General features: G+C 61.9%; 14 protein-coding genes. 6 read left to right on the top strand and 8 right to left on the bottom strand.

Annotation, left to right across the window (positions count from 1 at the left end; translation table 11 throughout):
- Window positions 1-4: 4 nt before the first annotated feature.
- The 4 genes from NKI17_RS21750 to NKI17_RS21735 all read right to left on the bottom strand — a co-directional run bounded on the left by NKI17_RS21750 (window position 5) and on the right by NKI17_RS21735 (window position 4,168).
- Entirely contained in the window at window positions 5-289 is a 285-nt protein-coding gene (locus NKI17_RS21750; RefSeq protein WP_023676462.1) for an acyl carrier protein, read from the bottom strand.
- A gap of 213 nt (window positions 290-502) precedes the next feature.
- Complete coding sequence (locus NKI17_RS21745) at window positions 503-1,051, bottom strand: histidine phosphatase family protein (protein WP_023676461.1); 549 nt, start codon at window positions 1,049-1,051, stop codon at window positions 503-505.
- A gap of 106 nt (window positions 1,052-1,157) precedes the next feature.
- Window positions 1,158-2,195: a tetratricopeptide repeat protein gene (locus tag NKI17_RS21740; RefSeq protein ID WP_352786966.1), complete on the bottom strand. Its 1,038-nt coding sequence runs from the start codon at window positions 2,193-2,195 to the stop codon at window positions 1,158-1,160.
- A 71-nt stretch (window positions 2,196-2,266) separates the two neighbouring features.
- Window positions 2,267-4,168, bottom strand: a complete 1,902-nt coding sequence (locus tag NKI17_RS21735; RefSeq protein WP_352906787.1) for a caspase family protein — start codon at window positions 4,166-4,168, stop codon at window positions 2,267-2,269.
- A gap of 149 nt (window positions 4,169-4,317) precedes the next feature.
- On the opposite strand from NKI17_RS21735, the gene NKI17_RS21730 reads away from it, so the two are divergent.
- From NKI17_RS21730 to NKI17_RS21700, 6 genes are all read left to right on the top strand, one after another.
- Window positions 4,318-5,268 carry an AEC family transporter gene (locus NKI17_RS21730; protein ID WP_352906786.1) on the top strand — a complete coding sequence of 317 codons (951 nt, stop codon included), beginning with the start codon at window positions 4,318-4,320 and terminating at the stop codon, window positions 5,266-5,268.
- Between the two features lie 190 nt (window positions 5,269-5,458).
- On the top strand, window positions 5,459-6,916 hold the full coding sequence (locus NKI17_RS21725) for an NAD-dependent succinate-semialdehyde dehydrogenase (protein ID WP_352454576.1): 1,458 nt from the start codon (window positions 5,459-5,461) through the stop codon (window positions 6,914-6,916).
- A gap of 80 nt (window positions 6,917-6,996) precedes the next feature.
- Window positions 6,997-8,022: an aldose epimerase family protein gene (locus NKI17_RS21720; protein WP_352906785.1), complete on the top strand. Its 1,026-nt coding sequence runs from the start codon at window positions 6,997-6,999 to the stop codon at window positions 8,020-8,022.
- A 335-nt stretch (window positions 8,023-8,357) separates the two neighbouring features.
- Window positions 8,358-10,286, top strand: coding sequence for an adenylate/guanylate cyclase domain-containing protein (locus tag NKI17_RS21715; protein ID WP_352568919.1), 1,929 nt, complete (start codon window positions 8,358-8,360; stop codon window positions 10,284-10,286).
- A gap of 1,317 nt (window positions 10,287-11,603) precedes the next feature.
- Window positions 11,604-13,340, top strand: a complete 1,737-nt coding sequence (locus NKI17_RS21705; RefSeq protein ID WP_352795320.1) for an adenylate/guanylate cyclase domain-containing protein — start codon at window positions 11,604-11,606, stop codon at window positions 13,338-13,340.
- A gap of 187 nt (window positions 13,341-13,527) precedes the next feature.
- Entirely contained in the window at window positions 13,528-14,010 is a 483-nt protein-coding gene (locus NKI17_RS21700) for a GNAT family N-acetyltransferase (RefSeq protein ID WP_352697837.1), read from the top strand.
- Window positions 14,011-14,509: 499 nt separating this feature from the next.
- Here NKI17_RS21700 and NKI17_RS21695 read toward each other — a convergent pair whose 3' ends face one another.
- From NKI17_RS21695 to NKI17_RS21680, 4 genes are all read right to left on the bottom strand, one after another.
- Window positions 14,510-15,298 (bottom strand): phosphorylase family protein, encoded by a 789-nt coding sequence (locus NKI17_RS21695; RefSeq protein WP_352906806.1) that lies wholly within the window; start codon window positions 15,296-15,298, stop codon window positions 14,510-14,512.
- A 146-nt stretch (window positions 15,299-15,444) separates the two neighbouring features.
- On the bottom strand, window positions 15,445-16,236 hold the full coding sequence (locus tag NKI17_RS21690; RefSeq protein ID WP_352568915.1) for an ABC transporter permease: 792 nt from the start codon (window positions 16,234-16,236) through the stop codon (window positions 15,445-15,447).
- Entirely contained in the window at window positions 16,229-17,116 is an 888-nt protein-coding gene (locus NKI17_RS21685; RefSeq protein ID WP_352568914.1) for an ABC transporter permease, read from the bottom strand. The genes NKI17_RS21690 and NKI17_RS21685 overlap by 8 nt, the downstream gene beginning before the upstream one ends.
- The gene (locus NKI17_RS21680; RefSeq protein WP_352568997.1) at window positions 17,113-18,150 is read right to left on the bottom strand and encodes an ABC transporter ATP-binding protein; all 1,038 of its coding nucleotides are present in this window, start codon (window positions 18,148-18,150) and stop codon (window positions 17,113-17,115) included. Before NKI17_RS21680 ends, NKI17_RS21685 begins: the two co-directional genes overlap by 4 nt.
- Window positions 18,151-18,177 lie beyond the last annotated feature (27 nt).

Raw genomic sequence — 18,177 nt, 5'->3', positions numbered from 1 at the left:
GTGCTTAGATGGCGTTCTTGGCGGCGACGAGCGCGTCGATCTTGGCGCACAGGTTCTTCATGACGAAATAGTCGTCGGTCGAGGCCTTGCCGTCGTTGACCTCCTGCGTCCACTTTTCCAACGGCACCTTGATGCCGAATTCCTTGTCGATGGCAAAGACGATGTCGAGGAAGTCGAGGCTGTCTATGCCGAGATCGTCGATGGTGTGGCTTTCGGGCGTGATCGTCTCGATGTCGATCTCGCTGGTGTCGGCGATGATCTTGGCGACTTTGTCGAACGTGGTGGACAAGGGCTTTTCCTTCGATTGCGGGCGGAATCTGTCCGCATGTGTTTTGGGCTGTCTAATCGGTTTTTCCGGGCAGGAAAAGGCCTGATACGCCGGGCGCAGATGGGATTGCTGCCCAGGCAGAGCAAGATGAGATCGGAATCCAACCACGGCTTCTCGTGGCAGTGGCATTTCGGCAACACCTATCTCGCTCGACGCGAGGAGCGACCGGCCCGGTCAGAAGGTAACGCGGCCGAGCACGCGCAGTCCGTCGCCTTGCGGCTCGACGACCACGGCTTCGCCTTCGCGCGGCGAGATGCCGGTCAATTCCTTGATGTCTTCGAGATGCGTGACCATGACCAGATTGTCGGAGCCGGAATAGCCGCGGATCTCTGCCAGGATCGCAGCGATCTGAGCGGCCTTCTCCTTTTCGTCGGTCTTCAGCAGGTCAAGCGGTGCGAACGGCTCCGGCTCGCTTTCGAAAGCGATGCGGGCGGTCTCGAGGCAGCGGCAATAACGGCTGGACAGCACGCGCTCGACCGGTGCCGCGCGGGCGCCAAACAGCGCGCCGATCTTGCGCGCCTGTTGCTTGCCGCGCTCCGAGAGATTGACCTGGGTGGTGCATTTGCCGAGGTCGAAATTGGCCGCATCGGTGGTGCCTGTGACCATGGCATGGCGAAGCAGCACGACATGCCCGCCGTCGCGCAGCAGCGCCCAGCCGGCTTCCGTCGCATGGGCTGTGGCGGAAACGGCAAGCAACAGCAGCGCCAGCACAAATCGAAGCATCAGACATCCTTTTCGGGTGACCGGCAGGCAGGTCCCCGGTGACCGGCATATAGGGACGGCAAAGCCGGCTGAAAGACAAGCCGAGTGCAACCTGCGGCCGAGACGCCTATTTCTTCGCTATCTGCTTCTTCACCAGATCGATCTTGCGGTCGGTCAGCGGGATGGGGAGTGTATAGCCAGCATCGGTAAAGCCCTGCTTGGCGTTCTCGAAGAATTCGATCGCCTTTTGGTATTCGGCATTGCCACCGCCATAGCTGCCGCGGTTCCAGTGGACGTCGCCGAGATTGTTCTGCTCGAAGGCCCATTGCATCGGCTGGCTTTCGCGGGTGAAGACCTTGAGCGTTGCCTCGAAGGCGGCTTCGGCTTCGTCCAGATATTTGCCGGTGCGTTCGAGATTGCCTAGATTGATCAGGCTCATGCCGATGCCGTTCTGCGCGTTCGCCCAGTCGACGGGCGAGGTCTCGAAGGTCAGCACCTCCAGCGCTGCCCGGCGCGCGGCGATCGAAGCGGCCAGTTTGCGGGGATCGGCCTCGCTCATGCTCAGCCATTGCAGCGCCGAGCCTAGACCGGCCTGCGCCAGTGCCCATTGCCGCGGCGTCGTCTCGCGCTTGTATTCGCGAAGTGCATCGCGATAGGCCTCGATCGCCTCCTCGTAATGCACCGGCTTGTCGGTCACGCCGCCGAGCAGTTGCAGCGTGTTGCCGAGATTGTAGTGGGTCATCGCCCAGTCGAGCGGAAACTCCTTCTTGGTGTAGACGCGCCGTGCCGCCCGGTATGCGGCCGCCGATTGCTCAAGCCTGGCAGGATCGCGCGTGCGCTGGCCGAGCGTCTGGTAGATCGAGCCGAGATTGTTCTCCGCCGAAGCCCAATCCGTCGGAAAACGTTGGCGTGTGAATATGGTCAGCGCGTCGCCATAGGCGGCAGCCGCCTCTTCGAGCAGGCCGGTGCCGAGATCGAAACGGGCAGCACTGCTCAGCGCGTTACCCAGATTGAGACGGCTGCTCGCCCAGGAGAGCGGGAAGGTGTCGCGTGTGCGGATTTCGAGCGCGGCGCGGAATGCCGCGGCTGCCTCGTCGATTTTTGCCTTGTCGTTGCGTTGCGTGCCGAGAGACACCAGCGTGTTGCCGAGATTGTTCTGGACCATCGCCCACTGAACGGGCGCCTTTTCGCGCGTGTATTCTTCAAGCGCCAGCCGGTAGGCGGCCTCGGCCTCGGTCAGGCGCTCGCCGTCCGGTTCGCGCTCCGAAAGCGCGTAAAGCGCAAGGCCAAGGTTGCTTTGCGAGGCGGCCCAGTCCAGCGGGACTTTGTCGCGGGGCGCTTCTCCAGCGTGGCGCGCATCGCCACCACCGCCTCATTCAGGCGTTTCGGGTCGCTCTCGCGTTCGCCGATCTTCAACAGCACATTGGCCAGGTTGTTCTGGGCCGCGGCCCAGTTGATGTCGTCCTTCTCGCGCTCGAACACGGCAAGCGAATCGCGAAAGATTTTCGCTGCCTCTTCCAGCCGGTCGGTTTCGCGCTCGCGCTCGCCGATCGTCTGCAGCACCACCGCCATGTTGTTGCGGGTGATCGCCCAGTCGCGGTTCTGCTCGCCATTGGGGATGAAGTTCAGGATGACGCGGTAGGCGTCGATAGCGTGCTGCAGCGCTTGCCTGTCGCCGGTGGCGTTGCCATGCGCGTTGAGCGCTTCCGCCTCCTGGTTCTTGTAGTTCCAGCGCAGCCTGTCGTCCCATCTCTCGACCAGCGAGAAGGCCTCGCCGTAGTCGTTGGCGGCCGACAGATAGTCGAAGACCAGCGCCGAAGCGTCGGCGCGCCTGGCATAGATCGCCGCGTCGGCAAGACGCTTCTGCCTGACCAGATCCTCTGCCCGATCGACCACGCCGCTGGCCTGCTCGACCCGGCCCACCGCCTGGTCGAGGAAGTTGCGCGCGGTGACGATGGCGCCCTGGCCGATCGCTTTGTCGGCCGAGGCGACGAGGCGGCTGATCTCGGGGTCGTCGGTGCGCAGCGCGTTGCGCTCGGAGATCATCTTCTTCAGGCGCTCGGCCTGCGCATCGAGCAGCTTTTGCAGGTCGGTGGGGTCCTCCGGCATCTTTTCGGTGCCGAGCGCCTTCAGCACGCCATAAAGCGCGTCGAGCGGCACGCCGTCCTGCAGCGAGGCCAGTTCGACCTGTGCCCGCTTGGGGTTCGGCAACTCGGCGATCGTCAGCAGCAATTGCCGCCGCTCGCCGGTGATCAGGTCGTCGTCGCCGGTCGGCTCCTGCGGTGCAACGCCGAAATAGAGCAGCCGGCGCAGGCTTTCATTGACCCATGGCCGCTGCCTTGCCTTGGTGTCGAGATAGACCTCCTCGGCCACCATGCGCATGACCGAGCCGAACTCGGTGCCCTTCATTGCCGCTAGGTGGCGCAGAAGTGCCGCTGCGTAGGGGCTGTTTTCGCCGACGATGCCGTCGAGTGCCGGCCGCCCCGGCTCGGCGGCAAAGCCGATCACCGTTCCCAGATTTTCCGTCGCGGTCGCGTTTGCCAGTGCCCTGGCACCGCGCACCGGCTCCAATCCGCCGGCGCTGATCGGGGAGGCCGAGGCCGTCGGCGCCCGGCGCAGCACCGCATCCGCCGGAAACGGGTTGGTGCGGCAGGCATCGAGCAACATGATCGTTACCGGCACGGTCGTCTTCAATTCGTCCATGACGGCGGAGATCGGCACCAGGGCCTGATCGGCGTCCTTCAATGAAGAAACGTCGGCGTCGACCGGCACCAGATAGTTTTCGCCGCCGGCCTCGATGCCGTGGCCGGAATAGTAGATCAAGGCGACGTCGGCGTCCTCTGCATCCTCGGCGAAACGCTCGAGGTCGCGCTTCAGCTTTGCCGTGTCGCGGTCGGTTACACTGCGCGCGTCGAAGCCGAGGTCGGTCAGCATCTTGGCGATGTCGCGGGCGTCGTTGGCGGGGTTGGGAAGAGCCGCTATGTGCTGGTATTTCGACTGGCCGACGATCAGCGCCACACCCTTGAGGCTCGCCGGCTCCGCGGCATGAGCCGAGGTCACCACGAGGCAAAGCATGGCGCCGACGAAAGCCGTCAGCCACGCCTGCTTGAAGAAGTGCTGATTTCCGACAAGGCCCATTCGCCGCGTGTCCCCCGACAACCCTGTATAGCGCTGGCATCCAACCATGAGCAAATTCGGGCAAGATCCGAGCGGCCGGATTGTTGGCCGGTACATTCGCGAGGGAAGGGCGATTGCGCCGCCGCCGGGGCTCGCCTATCACGGGAAAAATGTCTCCGCTTACCGAAACCGTCCTCTTCGTTTTCAGTCTTGTCGGGCTCGGCTATCTTGCCGGGTTGACCGGTTATTTGAAGTCGGCGAGCGGCGAGGGCGTATCCGAATTCGCCATCAACGTGGCAATGCCGCTTTTGCTGTTCCAGACCATGGTAAAGGCCGATTTCCACGGCGTGGCGCCGTGGTCGCTATGGGGGGCTTATTTCGCGGCGGTCGCGCTTACCTGGGCTGCCGGCCATCTGGTCATTACGCGCATTTTCGGACGAGACGCCCGCGCCGGCGTCGTCGGCGGCGTATCGTCGTCCTACTCCAACGTCGTCCTGCTCGGCGCGCCCTTCATGATCGGCGTGTTCGGGCCGGCCGGGTTCGAAGTGCTGTCACTGCTCGTCTCCATTCACCTGCCGGTGATGATGATGGCCTCGATCATCCTGTTCGAGATGTTCGGCCGCGGCGGCAGCGAGCCTGTGCATCCGCTCCGCGTCGTCAGGAGCTTTCTCAGGAGGGTATTCATCAATCCGCTGATCATCGGCATACTGGCCGGGCTGGCGTGGCGCTTCACCGGTGCGCCGCTGCCGGTGCTTGCGACGCGGCTGAGCGACGCGCTGGCCGGCACGGCCGCCCCGGTGGCGCTGTTCGCCATGGGGCTCAGCCTGCGCCGTTTCGGCATTTCCGGCAATGTAAGGCCGGCGCTGGCGCTGTCGGCGCTGAAACTGTTCCTAATGCCGGCGCTGGTTCTCGGCCTGGTCTGGCTGATCGGCCTGCCGCCATTGACGGCCAAGGTGGCGGTCATGGTTGCGGCGTTGCCGTCCGGCATCAATTCCTATCTCATCGCGGTGCAGTTCAACACCGGCCAGGCGCTGGCGTCGAACCAGATGACCATCGCCACCGCCTGTGCGGTCGTGACCACTGCGTTTTGGCTGACCGTGGTCGTCCATGTTTTTGGATAAGAGCCCGGGTTTTTGGATAAGAACCCGGCTGCATCGCTCTCGCTTTGGCTGGCCCAAACCCTATATGCCATCTTGTGATTGCTTGCGGGGCTTGCCCTGGGCTAAGAGCAGTGGCTCTAGCGATGCTATCGCGCACGTCCATTCACGAAATCAGCGACCGGCCCGCCAGGTGCCGAACGGAGGCGAGATCATGCTTCAGAAAACCAGCCATTTCATGCGGCAGGCCAATCTCATCAATGGCGAATGGGTGCAGGCCGATTCAGGCCAGACGGTCGACGTCAACAATCCTGCCACCGGCCTCAAGATCGGCACCGTGCCGAAGTCGGGCAAGGCCGAGACCCGCCGCGCCATCGAGGCCGCCGACGCTGCCTTCAAGACATGGCGCAAGACCACCGCGCTCGAACGCTCGAAGCTGTTGCGCAAGCTGCACGACGCGATGATGGACAATCAGGACGTGCTGGCCGAACTACTAACCATCGAGCAGGGCAAGTCGCTGTTCGAATCGAAGGGCGAGATCGGCTCGGCCGCGTCCTACATATTGTGGTTCGCCGAGGAAGGTCGCCGCACCTATGGCGACGTCGTGCCGTCGCCCTGGGCTGACCGCCGTATCCTGGTGACCAAGGAACCGGTCGGCGTCGTCGCCGCCATCACGCCGTGGAATTTCCCATCCTCGATGCTGGCCCGCAAGCTTGGCCCGGCGCTTGCCGCCGGCTGTACCGCCGTGGTCAAGCCGGCGTCGCAGACGCCTTATTCCGGCCTTGCCTGGGGCGCGCTTGCCGAGGAAGTCGGCTTCCCCAAAGGCGTAATCAATATCCTGACCGGCGCTGCCGGTGAGATCGGCGACGAGATCTGTGCCAACCCGCTGGTCAAGAAGATCACCTTCACCGGCTCGACCGAGGTCGGCAAGATCCTGATCCAGAAGTCGTCGGTGACCGTCAAGAAAGTGTCGATGGAGCTCGGTGGCAATGCGCCGTTCATCGTCTTCGACGACGCCGACATCGAGCGGGCCGTCGCCGGCGCCATCACCGCCAAGTACCGCAATTCCGGCCAGACCTGCGTCTGCACCAACCGCTTCCTGGTGCAGGCCGGCATCTACGACCGGTTCGTCGAAAAATTGGCTGCTGCGAGCAACGGACTGAAGGTCGGTTCCGGCCTCGAAGACGGCGTCCAGCAGGGGCCGCTGATCGACGAAAAGGCGGTGGAGAAGGTCGAGGAGCTGATTGCCGACGCTACCGCCAAGGGCGGCAAGGTCGTCGCCGGCGGCAAGCGCCACGCGCTCGGCGGCTCGTTCTTCCAGCCGACGGTGATCGCCAATGCGACGCCGAAGATGCGCTTCATGAAGGAAGAAATCTTCGGCCCGGTGGCGCCGGTATTCAAGTTCGAGACCGAGGAAGAGGCCGTAGCACTCGCCAACGACACCGAGTTCGGCCTGGCCTGCTATTTCTACACCGGCGATCTCGGCCGCGCCTTCCGGGTCATGGAAGGGCTGAAATACGGCATGGTCGGCGTCAATGAAGGGCTCATCACCACCCCTGAAGCGCCGTTCGGCGGAGTCAAGGAATCGGGCCTCGGCAAGGAAGGCGGCCATCAGGGCATCGAGGATTATCTCGACACCAAATATGTCTGCATCGGCGGACTTGGTCTCTAGAAGCCCGATGCGGTAATACCGAAAACGATCCTGGGCCGCTTCGAAAGGCCAGGCTGGCATCGAGCAACGAACTTGCGAGCATGGCGATGAAGGACGGCGAGGTTTTCGGCACGACGCAGGCGGGCGAGGCCGTCCGCCGCTTCACCATTCGGGGCGGCGGCCTGACCGCCAACATCATCGGGCTGGGTGCGATCATCCAGGATCTGCGTCTGGCCGGGCACGACGCGCCGCTGGTGCTCGGCTATGATCGTTTCGAGCACTATGAGACGGACACCGCCTTCTTCGGCACCGTCGTCGGGCGCTATGCCAACCGTATCCGCGACGGCCGCTTCACGCTTGCCGGGAAACGCTACCAGACCGAGCGCAATTTCCTCGAAAAGCACACGCTGCATGGCGGTTCGCAAGGTTTTTCGCGCCGGGCCTGGGCGGTTTCGCTGCATGGCAGGGATTTTGTCACGCTGACATTGCACGACCCCGACGGCACGATGGGCTTTCCCGGGGCGCTCGACGTGACCTGCACCTACCGGCTCAAGATCCCGGGCACGCTCAGCGTCGAACTGACCGCCACCTGCGAGGAGCCGACGCTCTGCAACCTCACCCAGCATTCCTATTTCAACCTGGACGACGGCGGCGCCGGCGACATTCTCGATCACCGGCTGATGCTGAATGCCGGCGCCTATCTGCCGGTCGACGCGGATCTCATTCCGACAGGCACGGTAAAGCCGGTCGACGGCACGCCCTTCGATTTTCGCCAGGCGCGGCCGCTGCGCATGGAGACCGAGGGCGAGCAGCTCCCTTACGACCAGAATTTCTGCCTCGCCTCGACGCGCGGGCCGCTGAAGCAGGCGTCGTGGGCGCAAGGCGCGAATTCCGGCGTCGAGATGGAGCTCTGGACCACCGAGCCAGGTGTCCAGCTCTATACCGACCAGTATCTGGCACCGTCCTCGCCTGGACTGGGCGGACGCCAGTACAAGGCCTTTTCGGGCTTCTGCCTGGAGCCGCAAATCTGGCCGGATGCGCCGAACCGGCCGTATTTCCCGCAAGCCACGCTGTGGCCGGGCCAGATCTATCATCACGTGACGGAATACCGGTTCAGGCTGCCTTAGGGCATGACCCCCGGAAACCGGCATGGTTTTGCTGCGCTGACCTCCGGTTCGGAAAGGATCATGCAAAATTCAAAGTGTTATAGCGTCCTTTGCGCGTCCAATGACGCGCGGCGCTCTGGAGTCAAAACGCAATCACTCTGAACGACCGACTTCGAACCCTCTCGGACCTTTGACGCCGAGAGCCCTGACGACGCAAGTTGACCCGTTGAAGACGTTCATCCGCACCCGGTCGAAAGTCAGGAACGGCTGACGAGCGGTCATTCACCGCGCGGCCAACGGCGCGTTCTGGCTCCGACGCTTCCATGGGTGTAGGGTTGTGCCATAAAGAGGCGCATATGGCGGTTCCCCCTCTCAATCGGAAGCTGCTGGCGATCCTGGCGGCCGATATGGTTGGCTACTCGAAGGCGATGGAGGCCGATGAGGCCGGAACCATTGAGCGATTGAAAACCGTTCGTTCCGAGGTGTTCGACCCCGCCATCTCCCAGCACCATGGCCGCGTCGTCAAGTTGATGGGCGATGGCGCGCTTGTCGCCTTCGAAAGCGTGGTCGACGCAGTCGCCTGCGCAGCGGAAATCCAAAGCGCGGCGGCCGCGCGCAATGAAGGTCTGCCAGAGCCTGAGCGCATCGTGTTCCGCATCGGGGTCAATCTGGGCGACGTTGCGCTGGTTGACGGCGATGTCTATGGCGACGGCGTCAATGTCGCCGCGCGGTTGCAGCAACTCGCTGAGCCGGGCGGCGTGATCGTATCGGGCACGGCCTTTGACCATCTGCAGGGCAAGCTTGATTTGCCCCTCGATTTCGCCGGCGAGCAGCAGGTCAAGAACATCAGCCGCCCCGTGCGGATGTACCGACTGAGGCTCGATGGCAAGCGGGTGCGTTGGACCTTACGCAAGGCGATGCCGCGCTGGACCAGGACGACTGCAGCGGCCATCGTCGTGCTGGCTCTGGCGGGTGGAGGGACCTGGTGGTTCTTTCAGCCCGCGCCGCTGGGGGCCAAGCCATCGGTCGCGGTGCTGCCCTTCAATAATTATGGCGGCGACGAGGCCACCGGGCGTTTGGCCGATGGCTTGACTGAGGATATCATAACCGACCTCGCGCGGTTTCCCGAACTTGAGGTCGTGGCCCGGAATTCGACGGAAGTTTACAAAGGCAAGCCGGTGGATGCCCGCCAGGTAGCAAGTGCGCTCCATGTCGGCTTCGTACTAGAAGGCTCTATCCAGCGGCAAAATGGGCGGGTGCGGGTCACCGCGCAGTTGATCGATGCACAAACCGGCAACCATCTTTGGTCGGATCGTTGGGACCGGCCTGCTGAGGACGTTTTCGCCGTCCAGACCGAGATCGCAGAGCAAGTCACCAACCGTCTGGGCGGCGGCGTAGGGTTGATTCAGGCGGCCGGGCGGGCCGCGGCCAAACGTAAACGACCTGAAAACCTGAATGCTTATGATTATTATCTGCTCGGGACCGAGAAGATTGAAAAGATCACCATAGCGGATGAGGAGGAGGCCATCGCGCTTCTCAACCGCGCCGTTGAGCTGGACCCCGGGCTGGCCCGGGCCTGGGTAGAACTTTATCATGCTCATGGTATATTGGCTGGCTTCGGTATCAATCCCGAGAGCGAGATCAAGGCGGCTGCCGATGTGGCCGAACGCGCGGTGCGGCTCGATCCAAGTGACGCTGAGGCACACGCCGTGTTTGGTATGAGCCTCAGCCAGAAGGGCGACAACGCCCGCGCCAAGGCTGAGCTGGACACGGCCCTTCGTCTAGCTCCCGGTTCGTCCGAAATCCTGACATTCTATACCGGCTTTGCGGCACGCTTCAATGAACCCGAACGCGGCGCTCAGATGGTCGACCAAGTAATGCGGCTCGACCCGAACTACCCGATGTGGACGTCCAACTTCTTCGCCCCTGCCTATTTTATGGCCGGCCGATATGAGGACGCGTTGAAGATGCTGGAGCGCATGACGCCTAACAACTACGACAAGTGGAAGTGGGTGGTGCTTAGCAGCTCCCTTGCGGCTCTGGGTCGAATGGATGAGGCGAATGCTTCGGTTAGGGAAACTCTCAAGCAGTACCCGGACCTGACCGTCGAGAGCATGATTAATGAAGTGGGCTTGAGCACTAAAGAGCGCAGCCGGTTTATTGAAACAATGCCGCTCGCCGGCTTTCCGGCTTGCGCCAAGCCCGAGGCGCTGGCGAAACTCGCCAAACCTGTGCGATTGTCGGAATGCGAGGCGGGGGAGGCGAAGCCTCTCGGGCAGCCATAGAACACCCCTGTGCAAAGAAAGGCGAGGGCCGCTGCTCGCCAGCGCGCGAACGGCGCGCGTTGCCAGGAACGACCGCTGTGCATCGAAAGCGACAGTTCACTGGCCAAACGATGAATGGCGGCAAGTGGCGCTTAAATTTGGATCCTTATCGGCTGCCGGAGAGCCAATCGCTCTCGAGTGCAGGCACTCCGGTGGAGTCCAGACCGTTGGATTGGACCCTCGACCTCTACAAAAGCTCACTGAGCTTCGGGTCGGGCTACGACGGCATTCCGAAGCGATCGCTTCGGCGAGAAGTCGTCGTTCTCAATCGGGCGAAGGGGGAGACATCGGCGAAGACGGCATAAGGGAGGATGGGCCAGACCGAGCCGACGGAAAGGTCGTAGCCATTGGAGCGCATAGCGCCTGGCCGGGAGGCCGCCGCCAGCCAGACTTACGCGGCGCGTCGTTGAGCGAGGTGGAGACCCGAACGGGCTCGACGAGGGTCCACGGCGGTCACAATGTGGTGGTGGTGATCGCAGTAGACGCGATCCGGCGAAGTTGGCCCAGCACAAAAACGATAGCCGCCGGGTACTGACGGGTCTTCGCTCACCGGGAAGCGGCACTGATAGAGGCCTAGCTGAATGAGAGGGACGTCTCTCGAAGTTAGTCTGATATTTTCAGGCATGATGGTTTCCTAGTTCACAGCAATTGCCGGCTGACGGCCGCAGTGCGACCCGTCGGGGCGAGCTTCTCTCGTTTGGGAGGGCTACGGACCATATGGTGTTGGTAGCACCGTCAATGAAGCCCGACGCCCTGCTTCTGAAGCCAATAGTTTGCGACTTAAGGCCACACCCGCGAACGCATTGGCAATCTACCATCGTGTCCCCGAGGCACCCGCCCGCCGGTGTTTGTCGGCGGCGGGGCACTGGCTTGTGGCCCCCTATGAGACGCGCTCTGCCGACACCCTCGTTCACAGTCCGGACCACCTCATGCCGGGTCGCTCTAGCCGCCAAAACCCAAATCACTCTAAGACGACCGAGTTCCGACCCTTGCAGTCGATCAGTTGCGAGCGTCGCATGACGCGATCTGACCCTGAGCTGCCCTTCGTCAGCCCATTTCACTGCCCGATAGCCGACATTCGCGGCAATCGGCACTGATCCCTTGCTGACCTTCTCCAAGACGATCCCCAAGGGCAAGTCGTGGCCCCAATGGGGACAATCGACAGGCGCGATCACCCTATGTAGCTGCTTGACGATCGAGCCTCGAAGTCAGCCTGATAGACTTTTGAAATGGGCGGCATAAAATTCGCTTTTCTGCTTTCAATGAAAGCAACGCGAAATGGCCGAAGAACGCGCCCAACGCCGCCTTGCCGCCATATTGGCTGCCGACGTGGTGGGCTACAGTCGACTTCTGGACCTGGACGAGCAAGGAACGTTGGCCGCTTTAAGGAGGAGGAGGAAGGAAATCCTCGAACCACTCGTCCGCGACCGTCATGGCCGTATTGTGAAAGTGATGGGTGATGGCGTTCTGGTCGAGTTCGGAAGCGCGGTGAACGCCGTGTCATGCGCCGTGGACCTTCAGAAGCGGATGGCGGCCGCAAACGAGGGTGTGACCGCCGACCGGAGAATCTACCTGCATATCGGCATCAATCTGGGCGATGTCGTTGTCGAGGACGGCGATCTGTTCGGCGACGGCGTCATTGTCGCAGTGCGGCTCCAGGCAATGGCCGGGGCAGGAGATGTCTGTGTGTCCGGCAGCGTCTACGACCAAGTCAAGCGGAAGCTCGATTGCGGCTTCGACGAACTTGGTCCGCAAGCGATCAAGAACGTCACCGAACCAGTGTCTGTCTACCGGATCCGGCTGTCGACCGCATCGGACGATGGCGGGCTCGCGGAGAAAGCGCCTCTGCAGCTCCCCGCCAAGCCCTCCATTGCCGTCCTCCCCTTTATGAACATGAGCAATGATCCGGAGCAGGAGGCATTTGTCGATGGCCTCACCGAAGACTTGATCACGGATCTGTCGAGGACAAGCGAGTTGTTCGTCATCGCCAGCAACTCGGCATTTGCATACAAAGGCAGGCACGTGGATGTGCGTCGCATCGCGCGAGAACTGGGAGTTCGCCATCTTCTTGAAGGTAGTGCACGGCGGGCCGCTGGACGGGTGCGTATCAACGCCCAACTGATCGACGCGATCGCGGGTGACCACCTTTGGGCCGAAAGATTCGACCGGAGTCTAGAAGATATCTTCGCCGTTCAGGACGAGGTGACCGGCAAGATTGTCGAGGCTCTGGTTGGCCGCCTGACCACCGCGCCGGCGCGCAACAGACCGAGCAACCTGGAGGCCTATGATCTCTGTGTGCGTGCCCGGGCCCTTGGCCTGCAAACGGCGCTCACCGCGAAAGAGGCCATTTTGCTGCTAGACCGGGCAATCGCGCTCGACCCGGAATACGCGGAGGCGCACCGTTGGCTGGCACTCAACCTCTGGCTGGGCTGGGAGTTCTGGGACGAACCGATGGACCCCAACCGCGCAAGAGCGCTCGCCGAAGCACAGCTGGCGGTCGAACTCGACCCGAACGACGCCGGGAACAGATGGGTATTGGGCGTCATACTGGGACATGAGAGTCGCTGGGTGGAATCGGATGCCGAATTCGATGCTGCCCACGAGCTGGACCCCAACCACGCCGACGCTTGGGCAATGCAGGCCGAGTTGACGACGGAAAAGGGGCGACCTGCCGAAGCCATAGAGCAGGTCCGCAGGGCACTGCGACTCAACCCTCACCCGCCCGGTTGGTATTACTGGATGTTGGGCCAGGCCCAATATGCCATGGGCGACTACGAATCCGCGATCCAAACGCTGCGCAGGCCCGAAACCTATCGCACGACTTCACGACGCCTGCTTGCAGCAAGCCTTGCGCAACTTGGCCGTTTGGAGGAAGCGCGCTGGGAGGCGAAAATGTTCATGATAAGCAATCCGCACTTCACCATCCGGCACTGGTCGGATTCGCAGCCATTCCCAGCCGAAGACGTGCGACGGCATATCGTGGAGGGCTATCGCATGGCGGGGCTGCCAGAATGACTGTCATTGGCTATACCTTCGGCCTGCTGTCGACAGGCGTCCCAAGGGCTGCCGCAGCAGCGAACATTTGGTCTTCTGACGGAACGAAATTCGCCATATCGTGCGTTTGTTTCGCCTCACGGTGTGCTTGAACATGGCCAGTGAAGACTTTCGGCACCGGATAGCGCGACGCGAGGACCTCGCTTCCATGATTGCGCTCATGGATGCAGCGATCTCCGAACTCCAGAAACCGTTTCTCGACGATGACCAGATCCGATCCAGCCGCGCAATCATGGGGCTGGACACGCAGCTTGTCGATGATGGCACCTATTTCGTCGTGGAGCACGACGGCGTCCTGGCAGGGTGCGGTGGCTGGAGCCGGCGCCCGACCATGTATGGTGGTGATCAGTCACCGGGACGCAACGCGGCACTGCTTGATCCAGCCACGGACGCGGCGCGTATCAGAGCCATGTATACGCATCCGGACTTTGTCCGGCGAGGCGTCGGCCGCCTTATCCTTTCGCTGTGTGAACGTGCCGCTAAGGCTGAGGGCTTCCGCCGTGCCGATCTGGCAGCCACGATGGCAGGAGAGCCGCTCTATCGAGCCTGCGGCTACCAACCCGCCGAGAAATTCGTCGATGACCATGGCGGCGCTCCGGTTCCGATCCTGATGATGAGCAAGACGCTCTGAGCTACGCTCAAAGGCCACTCGCTCGCGGCCGGCACTCGCTCCAGCCAGTATGGCAGGAGGAGGATGCTGGAGATTGAACCAGGCCATCTCGAACGAAACAGTACTTCGCCTGTACTTCCGCTCCATGGTCGAGTCGCGACCGACGTGGAGGTTTTCGCGAACGTCTCGAGATGGCGCACGTGGTAGGGTGGCGCGTTGAGTTTAACCGGATCAAACGACCATCCGCTTCGGGTCCGCATCAGGTCGTAGCGAGAACGACCGCAATGGTGAAGCGCCATGATTGTCAGCAAATGGCGCTCTGTGCTCATTCCCGCCGACTAATTCAAACGGCAAGTTCCGCCCATCTGGGCCATTGGCGGCAGCCAGTCTGATTGAGTTTTGACCCTAATCCTCAAACGCGGCCCTCAGCGTTTCGAACGTCGCAAACACGCCCAATGCAGCGCCCTCGGGATTCTTGGTCGGTGGCAGAGCTTCAGCTATCCGGCGCACCAAGGTCGTCTCAGAACCGGCTGGAGCGTTCTTTCGGCTGAGGCGACTTCAAGCCGTGACAGGAGCATTCCGGATCAGCGGGAAGTCGCGCGGCGGTCTCCAGCGCGACCCGCGAGGCTGTCATGGAGAGACTGGGCAGCACGTCCTCCTGCAGCAATTTCTGGCGATTGCGATCCATATAGTCGTTGAAGCCCGCCGTCACGAACGCGCAAGGCACGAAACACGCGCCGATCTCGCGCGACAAGGTCGCCTCAGGGGCGATGGAATGGTTGAGTACATCCGCCCCCATGCCCCGATATGCCAAGGCTTCGGCAGGCGTTGTCAGCCGGGGCCCATAACAATGGGCAGCCACCAACTGCTGTTCGATGCCATAAACGCGGCATTCGGCTGGCCAATGACGGCGGGCCGTTTCGACCAGAACCGCCGCACATCTTGGACACACGATTTGCTTGCCCGAACAGTCGAAGCTCTGGCGGTCAGGAAGCAGTGAAAACGGGGTCTGCGTCAGTTCGATGATGTCGGCGGCCACGACCATGTCGCCCGGCTGGATCGCCTTGTTGACGGCGCCTACAGTCGAGCAGGCGAGAACTTGCCGTACACCCGCCCGCATCAATACCCAGAACGCGCGGCGATGGCAGGAATGGTCGATACGGTCGCGGGGATTGCCGTGCGAATACATGCACAGCGCGCGTTTTGCTCTCCCTTCCGCTGTGATCGACGCATCGAACTCGAGCAGCTTCCAGTTGTCGGTGCGACCGAAAGGTGTTTCAAAACTCATGTCGCGCCGCAAGGTGCGCACACCATCGAATTCGACATCTTCCGGGAAGGCAAGCCCCCAGTTTGCCGACCCGGTGATGATGGCCAACCCTACCTGAGGGATGTCCGTCGAATGATCCGTCAGATCGTCGGCTGCATGGTAATTGGTGGGCATGTTTCCAGTCTCGGTCAGGATTTTTGGCGAAGGGTCACAATCAGGACCACGGCCACGACGATGACGGTCCACAATGTCGAGATCGCCGCAATGGTCGGATCGATCTGATCGCGCAGCGACAGGAACATAAGCTTCGGCATCGTGCTATTGCGACCACTTGCGATGAAGATCGAAATCACGGACTCGTCGAGCGAAGTCAGGAACGCCATTAATGTCGCCGACAGCAAGCTGATCCGAAGTTGCGGAACGATGATTCCGCCAATGGACCTGGCCCAGTTTGCACCGAGGCTGCGCGCCGCCTGAACCTGGTTCCAGTCAAAGCGGGCGAGAGCGGGTAGCAACACAATGCAGGCGACCGGAACGGCCAGCACCACATGTCCGACCAGCACACCGAATAGCGTTCCGATCAGATGTTGTGCGGCCAACACAAAGAAGAGACCGATCGCAAGCAGGATACCTGGGGTGATCGAGGGGGTCAGCAGGACGCTCTGGATGGCCGCAGCGGTCTTTCCGCCCAGCCGATTCATTGAAATGCAGGCGAGCAGCGCGAAAGGCACCGCGATCAACGCCGTCAACGTCCCAAGGATCAAACTCGTTCTGAGCGCGGCCATCCACGTTGCCGAGCCGAAGAAGTTCTCGTACCAGCGCAACGAGTAGGCGTGCGGCGGAAACTCGAGGAGATTCGACGCCGAAAAGGAAAGCGGCACCACCACGAGCGTCGGCAGCATCAGAAATGCCATGATAAGAGCGGCAAAGCTCCAGAGCAAAATGCGGGCGAGCCTGTTTTGCGGATAGGCTTCAAGCATGGGAGGCTTCCACGGTGTTCTGGGCCACCAGACGGCGTGCCGCCAGCAACATCACACCGATCAGCGCCATAAGTACGAGGAGCAGAATGCCCAGGACGCTTGCCGATCCCCAGTCCTGAAAGGTCGATAGTGTACGCTCGATCCGGGTAGAGAGCGGATTTACCTTGCCGCCGCCAAGCACCGCCGGCGTGATGAAAAAACCTATGGCGTAGATGAGGACGATGATCGAACCCGAGAAGATGCCGCCCGCCGAAAGCGGCATAATGACTGTGCGGATGACCTGCCTGAGAGTGGCTCCCATGCTCGCAGCCGCGCGAATGAGATTTGGGTCGATATCGCGCATCGCAGCATAAACAGGCAGCAGAAAAAGTGGCAGCATGTAGTGCACCATGCCGATGAGCGTTCCCGTGAAGTTGTAGACCAGCGGCAATGGCTCCGCCGTCAGGCCTGAACCGGTCAAAGCCGCGTTGATCAGGCCGTCGCGCCGCAAGAGCACGAGCCAACCATAGGTACGCACCAGAATAGAGGTCCACAGCGGCAGCATGACGAACGCCATGAGCACGTTGGCCAGCCTTGGTCTGATGCTGGCCAGAGCCAGCGCCAGAGGGGTACCGAGAACAATGCAGGCCGCCAGCGTACCCAAGGACAGTTCGAGGGTCGTGACGAGCGCCGACCATGTCAGTCCGCTCGAAAGGACCTTCTCGTAATTGCCGACGGTGTACTCACCCCCGGTGGTCAGGAAGGATTGCCGGATGATCCAAAGGATGGGCAGTATCGCCGCCAGTCCAACGATGAACAGCGCCGGGAGCGAAAGTGAAAGAAAAAACCGCCGCTCGCGCCGCGCATCCGCAGCGAGCGCCGGGTCCCGGACGACGATCACGCCATCGCTCCCGGTATCGCGTGAACCTTCGCTGCTGGTGCATATGCGGTCATCCGCTGACCGGCGGCAAGCTCGGCGCAGCCGCCGGCCAGCGCTGCCGGAATGCAGACAAGAACCTCTTGCCCGCCGTCAAGCGCCAGCGTCAAAAGCCAGTTCTCGCCGCGGAACGCTTTGGCGCGCAGTATTCCTTCGAGAGCCACTCCGTCTCCCCCGACGAGCTTCGCATCAAGATGGAAGCTTTCGGCGCGGATCATCAGAGTTTCGCGTGATGCTTCGGCGCCGTCGATTCTGCGCGCTGAGCCCGGGGCCACAATGTTGGCCTCGCCCATGAACTCCGCGACGAAGCGGGTCGATGGACGATCATAAATCCGCTGCGGCGTATCTATCTGCTGGATGCGGCCAGAATTCATCACCGCAATCCGGTCAGACATAATCAGCGCTTCGCGCTGGTCGTGGGTTACATAGATTGTGGTGATCCGTAGATGATCATGCAGACGCCGGATCTCATACTGCATGCTCTCGCGCAGGTTCTTGTCGAGCGCCGACAGCGGCTCGTCCATCAACATCACGCGCGGTTCGAAGACGATAGCCCGCGCCAATGCCACCCGTTGACGTTGGCCGCCGGATAGTGCGGCAATATTGCGCTCCGCCAGACCATCCAGCTTCACGCGGGCCAAGGTATCAAGCGCCCGCTGACGCGCCTCCGCTCTCGGTACCTTGCGCAGCACCAGCGGATACGCGACGTTCGCCATGACATTCATGTGGGGAAACAAGGCGTAATTCTGGAATACTATGCCGATGTCTCGTTTGTTGGGCGGCAGGCGGGTGATGTCTCGATCGCCCAAGAAAAGTTTACCGGAATCCGGCCGGACAAAACCGGCCAGAGCCATGAGTAACGTGGTCTTGCCCGATCCCGATGGCCCTAGCAGCGTGAGGAATTCGCCAGCCTGGATGTCGAGCGAAACATCATCCAGTGCGACGTAGGACCCATAAGCCTTGTGCACGCTTTCGATGGTGATCGCGAGCGACTTCATCATGTGCTCCAGCCTTGAAGCGCGTCG

Origin of the sequence: Mesorhizobium sp. M0816 (assembly GCF_040320005.1) — a bacterium.
Taxonomy (GTDB): domain Bacteria; phylum Pseudomonadota; class Alphaproteobacteria; order Rhizobiales; family Rhizobiaceae; genus Mesorhizobium.
The sequence above is the reverse complement of the archived record's forward strand: the minus strand, read 5'-3'. Positions and strand labels throughout refer to the sequence as shown.

Bases quoted from the DNA above. Each gene is read 5' to 3' on its own strand.
- NKI17_RS21700 (WP_352697837.1), top strand. From the start codon at position 13,528: ATGATTGCGCTCATGGATGCAGCGATCTCCGAACTCCAGAAACCGTTT.
- NKI17_RS21725 (WP_352454576.1), top strand. From the start codon at position 5,459: ATGCTTCAGAAAACCAGCCATTTCATGCGGCAGGCCAATCTCATCAAT.
- NKI17_RS21730 (WP_352906786.1), top strand. From the start codon at position 4,318: ATGTCTCCGCTTACCGAAACCGTCCTCTTCGTTTTCAGTCTTGTCGGG.
- NKI17_RS21715 (WP_352568919.1), top strand. From the start codon at position 8,358: ATGGCGGTTCCCCCTCTCAATCGGAAGCTGCTGGCGATCCTGGCGGCC.
- NKI17_RS21705 (WP_352795320.1), top strand. From the start codon at position 11,604: ATGGCCGAAGAACGCGCCCAACGCCGCCTTGCCGCCATATTGGCTGCC.
- NKI17_RS21680 (WP_352568997.1), bottom strand. From the start codon at position 18,150: ATGAAGTCGCTCGCGATCACCATCGAAAGCGTGCACAAGGCTTATGGG.
- NKI17_RS21720 (WP_352906785.1), top strand. From the start codon at position 6,997: ATGGCGATGAAGGACGGCGAGGTTTTCGGCACGACGCAGGCGGGCGAG.
- NKI17_RS21690 (WP_352568915.1), bottom strand. From the start codon at position 16,236: ATGCTTGAAGCCTATCCGCAAAACAGGCTCGCCCGCATTTTGCTCTGG.
- NKI17_RS21745 (WP_023676461.1), bottom strand. From the start codon at position 1,051: ATGCTTCGATTTGTGCTGGCGCTGCTGTTGCTTGCCGTTTCCGCCACA.
- NKI17_RS21740 (WP_352786966.1), bottom strand. From the start codon at position 2,195: ATGGTCCAGAACAATCTCGGCAACACGCTGGTGTCTCTCGGCACGCAA.
- NKI17_RS21735 (WP_352906787.1), bottom strand. From the start codon at position 4,168: ATGGGCCTTGTCGGAAATCAGCACTTCTTCAAGCAGGCGTGGCTGACG.